The organism is Corallococcus sp. AS-1-6 (assembly GCF_020037015.1).
Classification (GTDB): Bacteria; Myxococcota; Myxococcia; order Myxococcales; family Myxococcaceae; genus Corallococcus.
Window position 1 is genome coordinate 169,762 of sequence record NZ_JAIQDE010000005.1, and the last position, 17,643, is coordinate 187,404.

Consider the following 17,643-nt stretch of genomic DNA (forward strand, 5'->3'; position numbering starts at 1 on the left):
CGCAACACGACTACCGCAGGGACACCTCACCCTGGGTCGGAACGTCCACCGAGCGCACCACCGGGCCCGACCCCGGCATCTCCGCGTGGAAGTAGCCCCACACCAGCGTGTACCGGCCCGGCCGCAGCCCCTGCACCACCACCCGCTCCGACATGGGCTGGTACACCAACTGCGCATAGCGCGAGCGCAGCAGCTCCGTGGGCGGATTGCCCACCGCGCCCACGTCTCCCGGCACCACCCACAGCGCCTTGCCCCGCTCCGGTTGGACCAGCACCGTCACCGACCCCGTCCCCGGCACCGGCCCCAGGTCCAGCGTCATCTCCGTGCCCGCCACCTGCACCACCACCGCCGGCTGGCCCGCGCCCCGCCCGCCCACCACGAAGCGGTAGTTGCCCGGCGACAGGTCCGCGCTGTAGCGGCCATCCACGCCGGTGATGAGCGACACCGTCTCGCTGCGGTCCGCGTTGAGCCCCTCCACCTGCGCGCCCGCCGCGGGCTGCCCGTCCGCCAGGTACACCCGGCCCGTCAGGTGCGTCGCGGGCTTGAGGGTCAGCTCCACCGGCGCCGTGCTGCCTCGCGGCACCTCCTGCGTGCCGCTCACCTTGCCCTTGCGCGCGGACACCGTGAAGCGCGGCACGAAGGGCGGGCTCGCCAGCGTGAACTGACCGTCCGGCCCGGACAGCACCGACCCGTCGCACACGTCGCACGTCACCACCGCGTCCGGCACCGCGCCGCCCGACGCGTCCCGCACCCGCCCGGACACCGACGGCGCCTTCACCAGCACGATGTCGCCCATGTCCTGCGCCGTCGAGGGGCGGTCCACCACCTGCGGCTCGTACCCCGCCGCGTCCACCGCGACGATGAGCCGGTCGCCCGCCGTGGACAGCGGCACCTCGAAGCGCCCGTCCGGGCTGTTCACGTCGTGCTCGTCCACCCGGAAGCGACGCACCGGCTGGCCCGCGTCATCCATCACGCGGCCCCGGAACGTCGTGCGCCGGCGCATCTTCACCTGCACCGGCGGCCCGCCCGGCTTGCCCTGCGGCCGCTCCATCGGCTCGTAGCTCGCGTGGCGTGCCTCCACGAAGTACGTGCGGTCCGGCCGCAGCGCGCGGAACTCGAAGTGGCCGCTCGAGTCCGACTGCGTCGGCTCCGCCATGCGCGGCGCCACGCTCATCGCCGCGCCCACCACCGGCTGGCCGTCCTCGTCCACCACGTCGCCCGTGAGCTGCGCGCCGGGCTCCAGCTCCACCGTCACCTGCTGCTTCGCCCCGTCCTGCACCGTCACCGGCCGGGGACTCGACGGCAGGTACTCCGGATGCGACGCCACCAGTTGGTACGTGCCCGGCGGCAGGCCGCGCATGGGCACCACGCCGTCCGGCCCGGAGGGGCGGTCGCTGCGGAAGATGTTCTCCGGATCCGCCCACATCGTCACGTCCGCGCCCTCGACCCGCCGGCCGCCGCTCGTCACCGTCACGTCCGCGCCCGCCTTCGCCTCCAGCGACAGCGTCACGTCCGTCGCGGGCGCGGTCGCCTGCACGCTGCCGCCGCCCCACTCGGAGTGGTGCGCGTGCAGCGTGTAGAGCCCCGCCATGGGCACCTGCGCCGTGAAGCGGCCGTCCTCGCCCGCGTTCACCACGCCGCCCGTGGGCTGCACCAGCACGGACACGCCCGCCGCGGGGCGCCCGTACTCGTCGATGACCTGCCCGCTGATGACCGTGGCCTTCGCCAGCTCCAGCTCCAGCGGCGTCTCCCCCGGCGCCACGCGCGCGGGCAACTGCGCCGCGGTGAAGCCCTCCGCCTGCCCCTCCAGCACGTACTCGCCCGGCGCCAGCGGCCCCAGCTCCGCCAGGGCCCCGGTGGGCACCGCGTCGCGGCGGATGAGGTCGCCCGCCACCGTGCGCAGCAGCAACTGCGGGTTGGGCACCGGCTGGCCGTCCTCGTCGACGATCGTGACGAGCAGCCGGCCCGCGGCCTCCAGCACCAGCGTCACCTGCGTCACCCGCTGCGACAGCGTGAGCGTCTGGGGCGCGGAGCCGAAGCCCGGCGCCTCCGCCGTCACCACCACCTCGTCCGGGTAGAGACCGTTGAAGCGCACCGGCCCGCCCTCCGCCTTCGCGTGCTCCTCGCGCGTCAGGTGGTCGCCGCGCAAACGCACCGTCGCCGCCGCGGGCGCCCCGTCGCGCGTCACGCGCACCTCCAGCGTGCGGGACGGCGTCAGCTTCAGGCGCAGCGGCTGCGAGTCCGCCTCCACCTGCTGCGCCACCGCGGGCTGGAAGCCCTCCGCGTCCGCGAGCACGTAGAACGGGCCCTCGCCCAGGCCCGACAGCGTGAAGGCCCCGCCCGCGCCCGCCACGGCCTCGAAGGGCAGCGGCACCTTGCGCGACACCGCGCGCACGCGCGCCCCCGGCCTCGCCTGGCCGGAGTCATCCACCACCGTGCCGGTGATGCTCCGCAAGGGCGGCAGGTACAGCTCCACCGGCTCCCCCGGCGCGGCCCGGTCCTTGAGCGCCACGCCCAGCCCCGCCGAGCGCGCCCACACCGTGAAGGACACGCCCGCCAGGTGCTCGAAGCGGAACTTCCCTTGCGCGTCCGTGCGCACCGTGGCGCGCGCCGTGAGGAAGCCCTGCCGCTGTTCGAAGAAGGCCCGCGTGTGCAGCGCCGTCTCATGCGCGGTGCAGGCGAGCAGCGCCAGGCCGCACTCGTCGCACCTCACGTCCGAAAGCGTCCGCTCCGCGGAGGCCGCGAGCGACACCTCCGCGTCCGCCACCGGCCGGCCGTTGCCGTCCAGCACGCGCCCGGTGAGCGTCAGCCCCTCCTGCGCGCCGGAGGACACCGCCACCGCGTTGAAGGCGGGCATGCCCTGGCGGATGGAGCTGGCGGAGACAGGGGAGACGGGGCGCGCGGCCGGAGCGCCCCACCGGGGCCCCAGCACGATGGCGGCGAGCGCCAGCACGGCGGCCACCGCGATGAAGACCCATTTGCGCATGTGTACGCGGCCGGGACCTTACTCCCAGACCGGCCCCCCAACGACGGTTTCCCCCGGAAAATTCCAGAGCGTCCTCTTGAGGACGCCCCGGGGGCCGCTGGAGTTCCCGCTTCAGTCCTCCGCGAACGGTTGGATGGCCTGCGCCACCGCCAGCTCCTGCCGGGCCTCGCTCAGCTCCGAGTTGGTGGCGCGCAGCCGGTCGCTCAGCACCTGCACGAAGCTCCAGAGCATCTTCACCGCGAGGATCGCCTCGCGCTTCATCAGCCCCATCAGGTCCGAGCGGGCGATGACCATGGTCCGCGTGGGCTCCGTGGCGCGCACCGTGGCGGAGCGGGGCGCGTTGTCGATGAGCCCCATCTCGCCGAAGTGGCCGCCCGAGCGCAGCTCCGCGATCTCCACGCCGTTCTTCTCGATGGCCACCCGGCCCCGGATGACGACGAAGAGCTCCTCGCCCGGCTGCCCCTCCACGACGATCTCCCGACCCGCCGGGTAGGTGCGCGTGGTGGCGATGGACAGCACCGCCGTCTGCTCCTTGTACGTGAGGTGGCGGAAGAGGGGGATCTTCCGCAGCGCCTCCATGCGCGACTGCGCCTCGCTCGTCTCCTCGCTGGCGAGCGCCGCGCTGTCCCCGGCCACCTTCACCACCACGGCGGTGATGTTGTCCTTGCCGCCGCGCTCGTTGGCCATCTCCACGAGCTTGCGCGGCAGGTCCCCGGGCTGGAGCCCCGCGACCAGGGGCAATATCTCCTCGTCCTCGATGTAGCCGTGCAGGCCGTCCGAACAGAGGAGGAACACGTCGCCGGGCATCAGGTCCACGATGAGCGTGTCGACCTGGACGGACTCCTGGATGCCCACCGCGCGCGTAATCACGTTGCGGTACTGCGAGGTGGCGGCCTGCTCCTTGGTGATGGTGCCGGCCTTGAGCTGGGCGGCGACGAGCGTGTGGTCCTCGGTGAGCCGGTGGCACTGTCCGTGCCGCACCAGGTACACACGGCTGTCACCCACGTGGCCGATGACGCCCTTGTTGCCGCCCACGGCCAGGCACACGAACGTGGTGCCCATGCCGCGCTTGGAGGCGTCCGTCATCGCCGTGCGGTAGATGTCCGCGCACGCGCGCTGCACCGCCACCTCCACCAGCGCGGCGGCGGCGGAGCGGCTGTCCGCCGTGGGGTTCTGCGCCAGGTCCTTGAGCAGGTGCCGGTTGGCCGCGATGTGCTGCTTGACGACCTCCGTGGCCCGCGCGCTGGCGACCTCACCCGCGGCGTGTCCGCCCATGCCATCGGCGACCATGAACAGGCCGAGCGACGCGTCCACCATCATCGCGTCTTCGTTGTGTTGCCGTTTCCGGCCGACATCGGTCAGCCCGAAGGCTTCTGTGGTCAAGGCCACCGCGAACGCTCCCATCCGTGCCTAGAGGGTGACTCCGCACGTTACGCAGGCCGCCGAAGACGTGGCAAGGCTTCAGGGTTGCAGGCGCACCGCCAGCAGGCGCGCGAAGCCTCCAGCCGTGTAGAAGCTGACCTCCACCTGTCCGAAGCGCAGCCGCATCCCGTCCTCCACCGCCATGGGTTTGCGAGCCAACAGCCGGCTCCCGGTGACGTACGAGCCGTTCTTCGAACCCGCGTCTGTCAGCAGAAAACCGGTATCCCCCGCGTCCCGCGAAAACCACGCGTGAAACCGGGACACGCTGCCGTCATCCAGGACGACGTCGTTGTTGCCGGTGCGCCCCACGGTGATGCCGCGGCCGAAGGCGTTGCCCCGGCACTTGAGCAGCGGGAAGACGACGGGTTCGTCCTGACCGAGCGTCGGAGGGCCCGCGTTGGTCACCGTGCGCACCGGGTACTCCTCCAGGTCGGAGGGGGCGACCCCGCCCAGGGGAGGCGTGAAGAGGAGGAGGCCCGCAGGGAGCCCCCGTTCGAACTCCTCGCGGTTGCGCAGGTAGCGCGCGACGTGGGCACTGAGCAGCTCGGCCATGGGCATGGAAGCGGCGCCCTACCCGCACCGGCAGGCGGGGCCGCGCTCGCTCAGGGAGTGTACAGCGCCGCTACCGCCAATCCGCGAAAAATCCGATGTTCACGCCACCCACGAAGTCACGCGCGAAGCTGCGGTTCTTGAGGCCGAAGGGCTCCGAGTACCCCAGCGCGAGGCCCACGCCCACGTCCTGCGGGAGCTGGTAGCCAATCTGGATGCGGCCCTGGACGGAGCCCGCGACGCGGCGGTCCGGCGGCTGGGTGGTGAAGTGGGCGCCGTAGAAGGTGGGGCCGCCCGTCACCTGGAAGCCCCAGTGGACCTTGCCCGGCAGGTGGTTGCGGTAGCCGAAGCCCACCTGCGCGTTGTGCTCATAGTAGGAGGACACCGGCAGGTAGAGGTTCCGGCTCTCCAGCGCGCTGTCGGGCAATGACGCCGCCCACCCCACCCCACCCTCCAGGACGGCGATCCACGCGTCCTTGCGGTCCTGGAAGATGGTGAACTCCCACTGGATGCGCACGTTGGGGATGACCGCGCCGTTGTTGATCTGCGTGCCCAGGAACACGCCACGGGGCAGCCAGAAGGGCGTGGGCGACACGTGGCCCCGCAGGTCCTGCGCCTCACGCGACTGCGCGGCGGCGGTGGTGGAGACCAGGGCAAGCGAGACAACCAGCAATGCGCGAGCGAGGTGGAGCATGGGTCCCTATCCACCGTGGCAGCGCGCACTTGTCAACGAAGTGTTCCGTTGGCTATGACACGCAGCGCCCTTCCTGCCGTCGCGGGAGGTCACCAGGAGCGGAACACCGAATGCCAGTCGTCACGGTCCGGGCCAGCAGCAAGCAGGGTCCGGCACAGCTCGACACGCTTGTCCGCAAGGTCGCGCAGAAGACGTCGGGGCTCCTGGAGGAGAACGACCGGGTGCTGGTCGTCTACGGCGAGGGGCGCGCCAACCTCTACTACGAGTCCGCGCCCCGCCCGCGCGCCGTGTCCCGGCCGGACTGACGTTCCGGGTCCCCCTCAGTCGTCGGGCCCCAACCTGCGCGCGCGCTGGAAGAGCGCCGGCGGGTTCCTGTCCACGGCGGCGATGAGGCGGTGTCCCAGCAGCTCGTAGGTCTCCGTCTCGATGGGGCCCTTGCCCGGGGCCTCCAGCCCGTCGAAGTTGCCCACGCGGTAGCGCGCGGCGAAGACGAAGTGGAAGTCCGGCGGCGCGAAGAGGTGCTCCGGGTCTCCCGCCGGGTGGACGTCCATGGCCCAGCGCGGCTCGAACGACGGCGGGTGGATGCCGCGCTCCACGCGCTCCATGTGTTCACGCGTGTAGAGCCCGGTCATCTCCTCCAGCGTCGCGCCGGCCTCGAAGCGGACGTGCGGGGAGAGGCGGTAGCAGGGGTGCTGCGGATCCAACGCGTAGAGCCAGCCCCCGGGCGGGGTGAGCTCCCGGAACACGGCGAGCATCCGCTCCGCCAGGTCGCGGTAGAGCTCCAGCCGGACGTCGTGCTCCAGGCGGAAGAAGTCCTCGCCCACGACGAAGCGCACGCTGCCCTGCTCCGGCGAAGGCCACGGATGGTCCAGCGCGTGGCGCTCCGCATCGCCCGACAGAGGCATCCAGGCTTCGGCTTCCGGTTTGAGTTCAATCACGACCCCTGCCCCCCTTGTCGCGAAAGCCCGGGTATGCGCGCAACGCAGGAATCACGCAAGCACCTGCCGGGAGGGGTCTGTGCATGGCACCCGACGTCCACCGCGACGAGGGCCGGATGTGGAAAGCCGCTGGGGCCACTCACACCCGGTGTCACGGGGCGGACGCTGGGATTGCGCCGGGTGAATCAGGGCACCGCCACTTCGTTGCCCTGGAACGTGTAGTCGAAGGTCCCCACGCGGATGCCCTGTCCGTTCGAGACCTCATCGAGCGTGCCGCGCACCACGGTGCCGTCGTAGTCGATGATGAGCTGCTGTTTCTCGACGCGACCCAGGCCCAGGCGGAAGTGCAGCCAGAGGTTCTCCCCCAGCTCCGCGGGCACGGGGCACACGAGGATCTGATCCGGGCGCACGTCGCTCAGCAGCTCGACCTCCACCTCTTTGCCGTCCGCACCGGGCAGCGCGACCTTCGCCCTGTAGCTGGCGGAGAGGGTGCACAGCAGCTTGTTCATCGAGATGATGGCTTCATCGTCGTTGTAGACGTTGAAGCCCACGTCCAGGTCTCCCTCGGACACCTTCCCGCCGGTGTCGAGCTGGAGCTCCAGTTCGTACGTGCCCTGGTACTTGCGGTTGATGTCGTCCTGTCCGCAGCCGGTGAGCGCCGTGGCGGCCAGCATCAGGCCGGCGATGAAGGACTTCGAGCCGGAGTTCTTGCGTGCGTGGGTCATGGGTTTCCTCTCCAAGGTGGGGGTGTCTGTCCATGAAGGGCCTTCCCGCCCTTCCCTGTCCCTTGGACTCCGCGGCCCCTTGGATTGATCAAACAATCCACGGCATCAGGCTTCAGAATGGCGCGAGCGAGGCGAATGCCAGACGCTCGCCCGTGCGTGGATGCACGAAGGCCAGCGCGTCGGCATGGAGCATCAGCCGCACGTCCTCTCGTCCAAAGCGCGCGTCCCCGGCGATGGGCAGTCCCAGCCCCAGGTGATGCGCGGCATGGATACGCAACGCGAGGGGAAGCTGGGTCGCGGGAACGAACTCCACCCGGGTCCGGGCCGCGTCGCGATGGAGGACCTTCCACGCGCTCCGGGTCCGCTTGCCGTGGCGGGCGTCCACGCAGTCCTCCAATGACGCGTGGGCCGCCGGGCGCAGCGGCAGGTCGATGAGGCCTGAGCCCCCGTCCACGCGGCCGTCCACCCAGGCGACGTGGCGGTGCTCCGCCTCGCCCTGGGAGAACTGGCGCTGGAGCGAGGCCCGCGTCACCGCGTCCCGGGCGATGACGAGGAGGCCCGAGGACTCGGGGTCCAGTTCGTGGAGGAAGCTGGCGGGGGACAGGTCCGGGAACCGGGGCTGGAGCCGGACGAGCACCGAGTCGCGCGTGGGCGCATGGCGTCCGGGGAGCGTGGGCAGGCCCTCGGGCTTGTCGACCACCAGGAGCCACGGGTCCTCATGGACGACGCGCGGTCCGGCGACGGCTGGCGCGGCGGGAGGCGGCAGCTCCACGTCCAGCCCTTGCAACATGTACGGCAGCACCGTGCCGCATTTGTTGTCACACGCGGGATAGTACGCACCGGATTCCCGGCGGCCATCGAGCGGCGGTGCTCCCCACCAGAACTCCGCGAGCTCCAGGGGCGTCAATCCGTTGCGAAAGGCATACGCCAGCAGCTTGGGCGCCGCGCAATCACCGGCGCCACCGGGAGGAGGCCTGGGCGCGAACAGCGAGGCCAATGTCTGTGTTTCACCGCGTGCATTGGGAATGACATATCCTTGCGTCACCTGCCGCCACAGGGAGCGCGAGCGCTCGGCGCGCACGTGCTCCACGTCCGCCAGGCGCGCTTCCACGTCGCGCAGCGAATCAGCGCGTCCCTGCGTTCGCAACGCCTCGGCGTCCCGGCACAGCGCCGCATGCTGTTGTTCCAGCGCGGCCAGCTCCGCCTCCCCCGCCGGCCAGAACGCGTCGCGGGCCACCGGGTCGAACAGGGGCGGCACGAAGCCCTCCACGTTCCACGCGCCGTTCAGCATCCCGGAGAACGCCCGCAGGAACCCGAGCCGCCCCCCGGGCCCCGCGACGCCCAGCACGCCGAACATCTTCCCGCCCCCCGGCCGCCACAACGCCTCCGAGCACGCGGCGTCGCGGCGCAGCGCCTGCTGGAGCGCCTCCGCCGCCTTGCGCCCCCAGGCGCCAGGCGGGCCTCCGCGGAAGGGGCTCGCCAGCCGCTCCGGTGGGCGCTCCCCGGTCGTATCCATCCAAAGCATCAGGGTCGATTCCATGACTTCACCCGCGGGCACCTCCGGAGAGCTTCGCGCACCCGGCCCTCCACTTCCTTTGAATCCTCTTAGAGAGGACGACCTCCCGCATCGCCACGTCAACAAATCCGGAGCCTTGGACGGCCTGTTTACTTTCGATCAGCACCTCCCCTAGTGAAATGAGGTCACTCGAAGTCCGTCTGTGTTTCATCCGATTCCCCGCCTGCGAGCGGCGGGGGAAGCCTGAGAATTTCCTCATCAAAGGCTCTCATCCACCACATCGGGCAATGCCGAGGGGGCGTTGTGTTTCCACACCAGAAGAGAAGCATTGCGTCAAGACACGGGAGGACCGTGCTCTTCGCCGCGCTCTGCGGCGTGATGGCCTGCGGGCCGCGCGCGCCCGGGGACGCGCCCGAAGCCACGGGCGCCACCGCCCAGGGCATCCAGATCGTCAACCTGCCGTACCGGGACAAGATCGTCCCCCAGCCCGTTGCTCCGCCCTCCCCCGCGTGCGCCCGGACCGTCAGCGCGGAGGTGGTGGCCCTGGATCAGGCCTACACCTACAACCGCCTGGGTTCCTACAACCCGACGGGGATGATCTACGCGCTCCGCGACGACGTGGAGGCCATCGACGGCAAGCCCGGGCTGATCCCCGGCAACGTCCGCCTGAAGCCGGACAAGCGCCCGCGTCCGCTCACGCTGCGCGCCAACGTGGGGGACTGCCTCACGGTCGTGTTCCACAACATGCTGGCGCCCACGCGCTCGGCCATCCCCAGCCCGTCCCAGTCGCAGCCGGGCGTGAGCCGGGCGTCGGGCTCCAGCAATGGCTGGACGTTCCTGCGCAAGGTGCTCCCCGCCTGGGTGCTGACGCCCACGTATGACCGGGTCAAGTCGCTGCTCCAGAACGAGCCCGCGGGCGGCTTCTGGGTCGCGCTGGGTGACGAGGGCAAGTTCGACGACGCGCACCGCGAGGACTCTCCGGCCACGCGCACCGCGTCCATCCACGTGCAGGGCTTGCAGTACCTCACCATGGGCTCGGACGGGGCCTGGGTGGGCAAGAACGCCAGCAGCCTGGTGAGCCCGGGCGGCAGCACCACGTACACCTGGTACGCGGACCACGAGGGGGTCTTCTTCTTCTACAGCATGGGCGCGTCGTTCGGCGGCCAGGGCGACGGCGGCTCCACGGCGCACGGCCTCTTCGGCGCCCTCAACGTGGAGCCGCCGGGCGCGCGGTGGTACCGCTCCAAGGTCACCGGCAAGGTGATGGAGGCCGTCACCACGTCCCGCAACCCGGACGGCACGCCCGTCATCGACTACGAGGCGAAGGACGGCTCGGGCCGGCCGCTGCTGGCCATCCTGGACGAGGACAATCGCATCCGCCACGGCGACCTGGAGGCGCTCATCACCGGCTACAGCAGCACGGTGATGGGGACGTCCACGTCGCGCGACACCGGCAGCTTCCGCGAGCTCACCGCCATCTACCACGACGAGGTGAAGGCGGTTCAGGCCTTCGACGAGCTGGAGTGGAACCCCACGTTCCACAGCGTGCGTGACGGCTTCGGCATCAACTACGGCGTGGCGGGCCTGGGCGCGGAGCTGCTCGCCAACCGCGCGAAGATCGGCCCCACCAAGGACTGCGTCACCTGCGAATACGAGGAGTTCTTCCTGGAGTCGTGGGCCAACGGCGACCCCGCGATGAACGTGGAGAAGGACGCCTCCGGCCGCGCCACCCAGGCGCTCTACCCGGATGACCCCACCAACGTGCACCACAGCTACCTGGGGGACCCGGTGCGCATCCGCAACATCCACGCGGGCCCCGCGGAGACGCACGTCTTCCACCTCCACGCCCACCAGTGGAAGTTCTCCCCCAGCGTGGAGGCGTCCAACTACCTGGACTCGCAGACCGTCGGGCCGGGCTCCGCCTTCACCTACGACATCAACTTCGGCGGCTCCGGCAACCGCAACTTCACCGCGGGCGACTCCATCCACCACTGCCACCTGTACCCGCACTTCGCGCAGGGCATGTGGGCGCTGTGGCGCGTGCACGACGTCTTCGAGGCAGGCACGAGCGACCGCCTCCTCCCGGACGCGGAGATCAAGAACGGCACGCCCAACCCCGCCGTCGTCCCGCTGCCCGACCGGGCGATGCCGCCCATGCCCACCTACGCCAGCACCACCGTCACGGACGCCAACGGCCGGCCGGTGACGCGCCCGGCGTTCCCCGGCTACCCCTTCTACATCGCGGGCCTGGCCGGCCGCCGCGCGCCGCAGGCGCCGCTGGACCTGGAGTTCGACGGAGGCCTGCCCCGCCACATCGTCACGCGCGCCGTGGGCCCCGTGACGTACGGCGCCTCCGGCCGCTTCGACGTGGATCCCTCCGCGCTCAACATCAAGCTGCTGCCGCAGAACGGCACCCCCCTGGAGCGCAACGCCATGGCGTTCCACTCGGGGAGCTTCCCCAACGCCTCCAGCGTCACCACGCTCTACGGCGACCTGGCGGCCGGCTACCCGTCCTACACGCCGCTGGGCGGCAGCGGGACGTTCACCGTCAACGGGCGCAAGCCGGTGGCGGGCGCGCCCTTCGCGGACCCCTGCCCGGAGAACGTGGGCGTGCGCAACTACCGCGCGGCCTATCTCCAGATCGACCTGCAGCGCATCAACCGCGCCGGGTGGCATGACCCGCAGGCCCGGCTGATGGTCCTCAACGAGGACGTGCCCGCGACCCAGGACGGCCTGCGCCCGCCGGAGCCCTTCTTCTTCCGGGCCCAGTCCGGCGAGTGCATCAACTTCTACGCGACCAACCTCATCCCCAAGCACCTGGAGCCGGACGCGTTCCAGATCTACACGCCCACGGACGTCATCGGGCAGCACATCCACCTGGTGAAGTTCGACGTCACGTCGGCGGACGGCGCGGGCAACGGCTGGAACTACGAGGACGGCACGCTGTCCTCCGACACCGTGGCGGAGCGCATCCACCTGGCCAACGCGGCCGGCGGCGCCTTCGCGGCGGACGGCGCCACCGGTGAGACGGGCACCCGGGTGACGCTCAGCGCCCCGGCGTCGCACCCGCGCATCAGCCGCGCGCCGGGCACGGCGCAGACCACGGTGCAGCGCTGGTGGGCGGATGACCCGACCCCGCAGCGCACGCTGGAGACGGTCTTCACGCATGATCACTTCGGCCCGTCGTCGCACCAGCAGCACGGCTTCTTCGGCGCGCTCATCGTGGAGCCCAAGGGCTCCAAGTGGCGCGACCCGCGCACGGGCGTCTACTACGGCTCGCGCGTGGCGGATGGTGGCCCCACCAGTTGGCGCGCGGACGTCATCACCGCGGACCCCAGCCAGAGCTTCCGCGAGTTCACCCTGGGCTTCATGGACTACAACCCGCTCTACGACGAGTGCGGCCAGCCGGTGAACCCTCCCAACTACAAGGAGGACGCGCTGCCCTGGGCGGTCGGCTTCGAGTCCGTCGCCATGCCGGAGGCCATCAGCGCCGCGGACCCGGGCGGCATGATGATCAACTACCGCAACGAACCCATCCCGGTGCGAATCTCCTCGCGCTCCACGCGCTGCGGCACCCGCAAGCTGCTCGCCACCAAGGCGGGGGAGATGTCCAACGTCTTCCGCTCGGACATCCACGGCGACCCGTACACCCCGCTGATGGCGGGCTACGAGGGCGACCGCATCAAGATCCGCCTGGTCCAGGGCTCGCAGGAGGAGCAGCACAGCTTCAGCCTGCACGGGCACAAGTGGCTGCGCGAGGGAGGCGACCCGAACAGCGGCTTCCAGAACGCCCAGGCCATTGGCATCTCCGAGCACTTCGAGTTCGAGCTGACCGGGGGCCTGCCCGCCATCGGCGGCACCTACGAGACGGCGGACTACCTCTACATGAGCGCGTCCAACGGAGACCTGTGGAACGGCATGTGGGGCCTGTTGCGCACGTACCGCAACAAGCAGAAGGGGCTGCGCTCGCTGGGGGACGTGGCGATGCTCGCGGTGGACCTGAACCCGCGGCTGGATCTGGCGGTGTCAGCGGGAGGCAAGGAGCCGCTCCAGGCCTACCCGCCCGTGTCGCTGCTGGAGATGCCGGAGCGCGCGGGCCTGCCCCGGCTGAGCGAGGACGACGAGACCATCCAGGCCTCCTATGAAATCAACGAGAAGGGCGAGGAGGTGAAGCAGCGCACCGTGGCGTTCGCGCTGGAGGAGCGCGAGGCGATGCTGAAGATCGACCGCGAGCTGGTGCTCCAGTACGAGAGCAGCGGGAAGCTGGGCATCAAGCCGGTGAAGGTGGACTCGTGCCCCCGCAGCGCGCCGGTGCGGCTGTACACGGTGTCCGCCATCGACTCGCGCAACTGGCTGCCCGGCGGCAGGCTCGTCTACAACAGCAAGTACGGCTTCTATGATCCGGACGCGGTCATCTTCGCCCGCGACGAGTACCTGTCCGACCTGAAGCTGGGCAAGCGCGCGCCGGAGCCGCTCATCCTCCGCGCGCGGGCCGGCGAGTGCGTGCAGGTGGTGCTGACGAACCGGCTGCCCGCGACGGTGCCCACGAAGAAGGACGTGTGGGCGCACCACTCGGCCATCACGTCCAGCTTCAACGTCAACCAGACGCGGATGTCCAACCACGTCTCGCTGCACCCGCAGTTGGTCAACGTGGACGTGAACACGGACGACGGCGCGAACGTGGGCCTCAACGCCCAGCAGACGGTGCCGCCGGGCGCGACGCGCACGTACCGCTGGTTCGCGGGCGAGTTCAAGAGCTCCCCCTGGACGTCGCCGTACCCGGTGGGCCAGGTGACGCCCATGGAGTTCGGCATCGTCAACCTGCGCAACATGGCGGACGTGGTGAACCACGGCATGCACGGCGGCATCGGCGCGCTGGTCATCGAGCCGAAGGACGCGGACTGGAGCACCGACCCCGGCACGGACGCGCAGGCGCGCGTGCGCTACACGCGCCCGGACGGCGGCAAGCAGACGTTCCGCGAGTTCGTCCTGCTCTACCAGGACGACCTGGGCCTGCACACCGACAACCCCCGCTTCCAGGACTCCGGCACCAGCGGCCTGAACAGCGGCACCGCGCTGCGCAACACCAGCGGCATCGACGACTCGCAGGACACCGGCCAGAAGGGCTTCAACTACCGCACCGAGCCCCTATGGGCCCGCCTGGGGGTGCCTCCGCAGACGCCGCCGGAGGACACGAACAACTACGACCTCACCGCCATCCTCAGCTCCGCCACCCATGGTGACCCGGCCACGCCGGTGTTCACCGCGAAGGTCGGTGAGCCGGTGCGCTGGCGCGTGGGACAGCCTTCCGGCCACTCGCGGCAGCACGCCTTCGCCATCCATGGCGCGGAGTGGCGCCGCAACCCGTGGGCCGAGGGCGCGCAGTCGCGGGTGATGGGCCCCAACGCCACGTCGCCGGTCATCTCCACGCAAGGAGGCTCTTCGGTGATGCACCACTGGAACATCGTCCCGGAGTACGGCGCGGGCGGTGCCTACGGCGTCACGGGGGACTACCTGTACCGCGACATGCCCAGCTTCCTCTGGAGCAGCGGCGGTCTGTGGGGCGTGTACCGGGTGGAGTAGCCCCGGAGCGCGCCCCGGGCGGCGCGAGCGGTGGAAGGCCTCTTCTTCCCCTCGCGCCGCCCCTCCTTCCTTCCTGGCCTCACCGCTTCAAACCGCCCATGCGCAAGCCCTTCGTTTTCGCCACCGCCGGTCTGCTGTCCACGGGCCTCCTCGCCGTGGGGGGACATGCCTTTCTCACGCGGGCCCCCGCCCAACCCTCCGAGCCCTCCGAGTCCTCCGAGCCTTGGGGCTCGCGACCAGCGCCCCTCACCGCGCCCGCCGCGAAGGTGACGCGCGACGGGGTGTCGCTCGCGTTCGACCTGACGTTGATGCCCCGGCGGATGGAGGCCGAGCAGGGCTCGCCGCTCCAGGCGCTCGCCCGCGTCGCCGTCACGGATGCCCGCACGGGAGAGCCGCTGGCGGGGCGCCGCCCCCTGGCATGGATGCGCCTGCGCCCCCCGGGCGAGCCTGCTCCGGACGACGCCGCGTGCAAGGCGCGGGTGCGCTCGTATCTGGGCGGGCTGCTGTCCGCGCAGGCGGACGTGGATTTCAACGCGTACTGGTTCCTCACGCTCAATCACGACCAGACGGTGTCCGTCATCAACCCGCAGATCGCCTTCGACCGCACGAAGCTCCAGCACCTGGTGTCCGTGGGCGGCGGCGCGGCGGACTGGGCGCTGCTGCCGGACCGCTCCGCGCTGTACGTGACGGTGCCGGCGCAGGACACCGTGTCCGTGGTGGACACCCAGCGCTTCGTGGTGACGCGCCCGCTGCGCGTGGGGAGCCAGCCGGGGCGCATCGCGCTGTCCCCGGACGGCCTCACCGCGTGGGTGAGCAACGACGGCGACGGCACGGTGAGCGTCATCGACACGCCCGCGCACGCCGTGCGCGACCCGGTGGACGTGGGGCCGGGCCCGCATGCCTTCGGCTTCTCCGACAGCGGACGCACGGCCTGGGTCTCCGCCCGCGACGCCACGGCGCTGACGGCGCTGGACGTGGCCTCCGGCGAGGTGCTGGGCCAGGTGGAGGTGGGCGCGGGCGTCACAGCGCTGGCCTGGAGCGACGTGGCCCGGGCACTCTTCGCTTCAAGGCCCGGGGCGCGGGAGGTGGTGGTGGTGGACGCCGCGCGGCGCGAGGTGTCGCGCCGCATCCCGGTGAAGGGCGGCCTGGACGCGCTGCGCTTCGACAACACCGGCCGCTGGGCCTTCCTGGTGCACCGGGACACCCACACGGTGGACATCCTGGACGCGGCCTCCGGCCAGGTGGCCCACACGCTCACCGGCTTCTCCGCGCCGGACTCCGTCGTGTTCACGGACGCCTTCGCCTACGTGCGCAACACCACCGACAGCCGCGTGACGCTGGTGGAGCTGAAGACGCTGGAGGGCACCGGCACGCCCGCCCAGGTGCACATCACCGCGGGGCAGCGCCCCGCCGCCGACGCACGGGAGCTGGGCCGCTCGGACCCCATCGCGCCGCTGCCGGAGGGCAATGGCGTCATCATCGCGGGCAACGCGGACCGCGCGCTGTTCCTCTACCAGGAGGGCATGATGGCCCCACGCGGCACGCACCTGAACTACGGCCGCGAGCCCCGCGCGGTGAAGGTGTTGGACCGCTCACTGCGCGAGGCGGAGCCCGGCGTCTTCACCGCCCGGGGCAGCGTGCGCGAGAACGGCACCTATGACGTCCAGTTGCTGCTGGACAACCCCCGGGTCGTGGCGTGCCTGGAGTGGAAGGTGGGCCAGGTCCCGCTGGACGCGTCGCTCGCGAAGACGCTGCCCTTGAAGCTCACGCCGGAGTTCGACGCGAAGCGGACGTACGCGCCGGAAGAGACGGTGCCGCTGCGCTTCCGCCTGGAGCCCACCGCCGGCACGGGCGCGCCCGCGGTGGCGCCGGAGGAGATCCGCGTGCTGCTGTTCCGCACGCCCGGCACCTGGCAGGTGCGCACCGAACCCCGGCGCGTCGCGGACGGCGTGTTCGAGGTCGACTTCCGGCCGCCGTCGCCGGGCCAGTACAAGTTCGTGGTGGGCGTGGAGGGCCGGGGGCTGGACCTCGGCCGCCTGCCCACCTCCACCCTCGGCGTGTCGTCCCCGCTCGCGGCCGCCGTCACCTCCGAGTCCACCCCATGATGATTCCGACCCTGAAGCAGGCGGTATTCGCCCTGGCGCTGGCGTGCGCGCCGCTCGCGCACGCGCAGGAGGACGCGCGCGTGCCCCTCCCCTCCCCGCCCGCGGCCCCCGCGTCGCTGGACGTGACGGTGCCGGACGTGACGCTGGTGGATCAGCACGGCCGGCAGGTGAAGCTGTGGTCGGACCTGGTGCGCGGGCAGACCGTGGCCATCAACTTCATCTTCACGCGCTGCAAGACCATCTGCACGCCGGTGACGGCGACGCTCGACCGGGCGCGCCAGCAACTGGGGCGCGGCGCCAACGTGCGCTTCATCTCCATCACGCTGGACGTGAACAACGACACGCCGGAGCGGCTGGCGAAGTTCGCGGAGCCCTTCCATCCGGGCCCGGACTGGTCCTTCCTCACCGGAGAGCCCGCGAAGGTGAAGGAGGCGCTGGTGGCGCTGGGCGGGTATGTCCCGGACAAGGAGTCGCACCGGCCGCTCGTGCTCGTGGGCAACGCGCTCACCAGCCGGTGGACGCGCGTGGACGGGCTGGGCAGCCCCTCGCGCATCGTGGAGGCGGTGAAGGAGGCGCAGGCGTCCTCCGCCGCGCCGCCGGAGCTGGCGGCCGTGGACGGCACGGCCGCCCAGGACGCCGCCGCGGCGAAGTACTTCACCAACACGGAGCTGGTGGATCAGCACGGCAAGACGCACCGCTTCTACGAGGACCTGGTGCGGGGCCGGACGGTGCTCATCAACTTCGCGTTCACGTCGTGCAAGGGTGCGTGCTCCCCCATCACGCAGCACCTGGCGGAGGTGCAGAAGAAGCTCTCGGCGCGCATGGGCAAGGACGTGCACATGCTCACGCTCTCCGTGGACCCCACCAACGACACGCCCCGGAGCCTGGCGAAGTTCGCGAAGAAGTTCGGCGCGCAGCCGGGGTGGTACTTCCTCACCGGCTCGCGGGAGAACATCACGCTCGTGCTGAAGAAGCTCGGCGGCTACGCGGAGAAGCCGGACGAGCACAACACGACGCTGCTCATCGGCGACGCCTCCACGGGCATGTGGGTCAAGTCCCCGGCCATGGCGATGGCGGACAACATCGTCGCCGCGGTGGAACACCTGAACGATCCCCGGTGAGGGA

Annotated in this window: 11 protein-coding genes; 4 read left to right on the forward strand and 7 right to left on the reverse strand. The window is 71.1% G+C overall.

The window, feature by feature from the left end; translation table 11 throughout:
• Window positions 1–10: 10 nt before the first annotated feature.
• The 4 genes from K8612_RS09235 to K8612_RS09250 all read right to left on the reverse strand — a co-directional run bounded on the left by K8612_RS09235 (window position 11) and on the right by K8612_RS09250 (window position 5,651).
• Window positions 11–2,986 (reverse strand): carboxypeptidase regulatory-like domain-containing protein, encoded by a 2,976-nt coding sequence (locus K8612_RS09235; RefSeq protein ID WP_223762010.1) that lies wholly within the window; start codon window positions 2,984–2,986, stop codon window positions 11–13.
• A gap of 111 nt (window positions 2,987–3,097) precedes the next feature.
• The gene (locus tag K8612_RS09240) at window positions 3,098–4,390 is read right to left on the reverse strand and encodes a Stp1/IreP family PP2C-type Ser/Thr phosphatase (protein WP_014396319.1); all 1,293 of its coding nucleotides are present in this window, start codon (window positions 4,388–4,390) and stop codon (window positions 3,098–3,100) included.
• A 57-nt stretch (window positions 4,391–4,447) separates the two neighbouring features.
• Complete coding sequence (locus K8612_RS09245) at window positions 4,448–4,960, reverse strand: FHA domain-containing protein (protein ID WP_223762119.1); 513 nt, start codon at window positions 4,958–4,960, stop codon at window positions 4,448–4,450.
• A gap of 70 nt (window positions 4,961–5,030) precedes the next feature.
• The gene (locus K8612_RS09250; protein ID WP_223762011.1) at window positions 5,031–5,651 is read right to left on the reverse strand and encodes a hypothetical protein; all 621 of its coding nucleotides are present in this window, start codon (window positions 5,649–5,651) and stop codon (window positions 5,031–5,033) included.
• A 110-nt stretch (window positions 5,652–5,761) separates the two neighbouring features.
• On the opposite strand from K8612_RS09250, the gene K8612_RS09255 reads away from it, so the two are divergent.
• Window positions 5,762–5,956 carry a hypothetical protein gene (locus K8612_RS09255; RefSeq protein ID WP_223742071.1) on the forward strand — a complete coding sequence of 65 codons (195 nt, stop codon included), beginning with the start codon at window positions 5,762–5,764 and terminating at the stop codon, window positions 5,954–5,956.
• Window positions 5,957–5,971: 15 nt separating this feature from the next.
• Here the strand turns inward: K8612_RS09255 and K8612_RS09260 are convergent, their stop codons facing one another.
• The 3 genes from K8612_RS09260 to K8612_RS09270 form a co-directional block, all read right to left on the reverse strand.
• The gene (locus K8612_RS09260; protein WP_223762012.1) at window positions 5,972–6,589 is read right to left on the reverse strand and encodes a DUF2716 domain-containing protein; all 618 of its coding nucleotides are present in this window, start codon (window positions 6,587–6,589) and stop codon (window positions 5,972–5,974) included.
• 185 nt (window positions 6,590–6,774) lie between these two features.
• Window positions 6,775–7,314 carry a hypothetical protein gene (locus tag K8612_RS09265; protein ID WP_223762013.1) on the reverse strand — a complete coding sequence of 180 codons (540 nt, stop codon included), beginning with the start codon at window positions 7,312–7,314 and terminating at the stop codon, window positions 6,775–6,777.
• 112 nt (window positions 7,315–7,426) lie between these two features.
• Window positions 7,427–8,830 carry an RluA family pseudouridine synthase gene (locus tag K8612_RS09270; RefSeq protein WP_223762014.1) on the reverse strand — a complete coding sequence of 468 codons (1,404 nt, stop codon included), beginning with the start codon at window positions 8,828–8,830 and terminating at the stop codon, window positions 7,427–7,429.
• A 351-nt stretch (window positions 8,831–9,181) separates the two neighbouring features.
• Between K8612_RS09270 and K8612_RS09275 the strand changes: the two genes are divergently transcribed.
• The 3 genes from K8612_RS09275 (at window position 9,182) to K8612_RS09285 (ending at window position 17,639) form a co-directional block, all read left to right on the forward strand.
• Entirely contained in the window at window positions 9,182–14,413 is a 5,232-nt protein-coding gene (locus K8612_RS09275) for a copper oxidase (RefSeq protein ID WP_223762015.1), read from the forward strand.
• A gap of 98 nt (window positions 14,414–14,511) precedes the next feature.
• Window positions 14,512–16,518 (forward strand): YncE family protein, encoded by a 2,007-nt coding sequence (locus K8612_RS09280; RefSeq protein ID WP_223762016.1) that lies wholly within the window; start codon window positions 14,512–14,514, stop codon window positions 16,516–16,518.
• Window positions 16,515–17,639: an SCO family protein gene (locus K8612_RS09285; protein ID WP_223742065.1), complete on the forward strand. Its 1,125-nt coding sequence runs from the start codon at window positions 16,515–16,517 to the stop codon at window positions 17,637–17,639. The genes K8612_RS09280 and K8612_RS09285 overlap by 4 nt, the downstream gene beginning before the upstream one ends.
• Window positions 17,640–17,643: the final 4 nt, after the last annotated feature.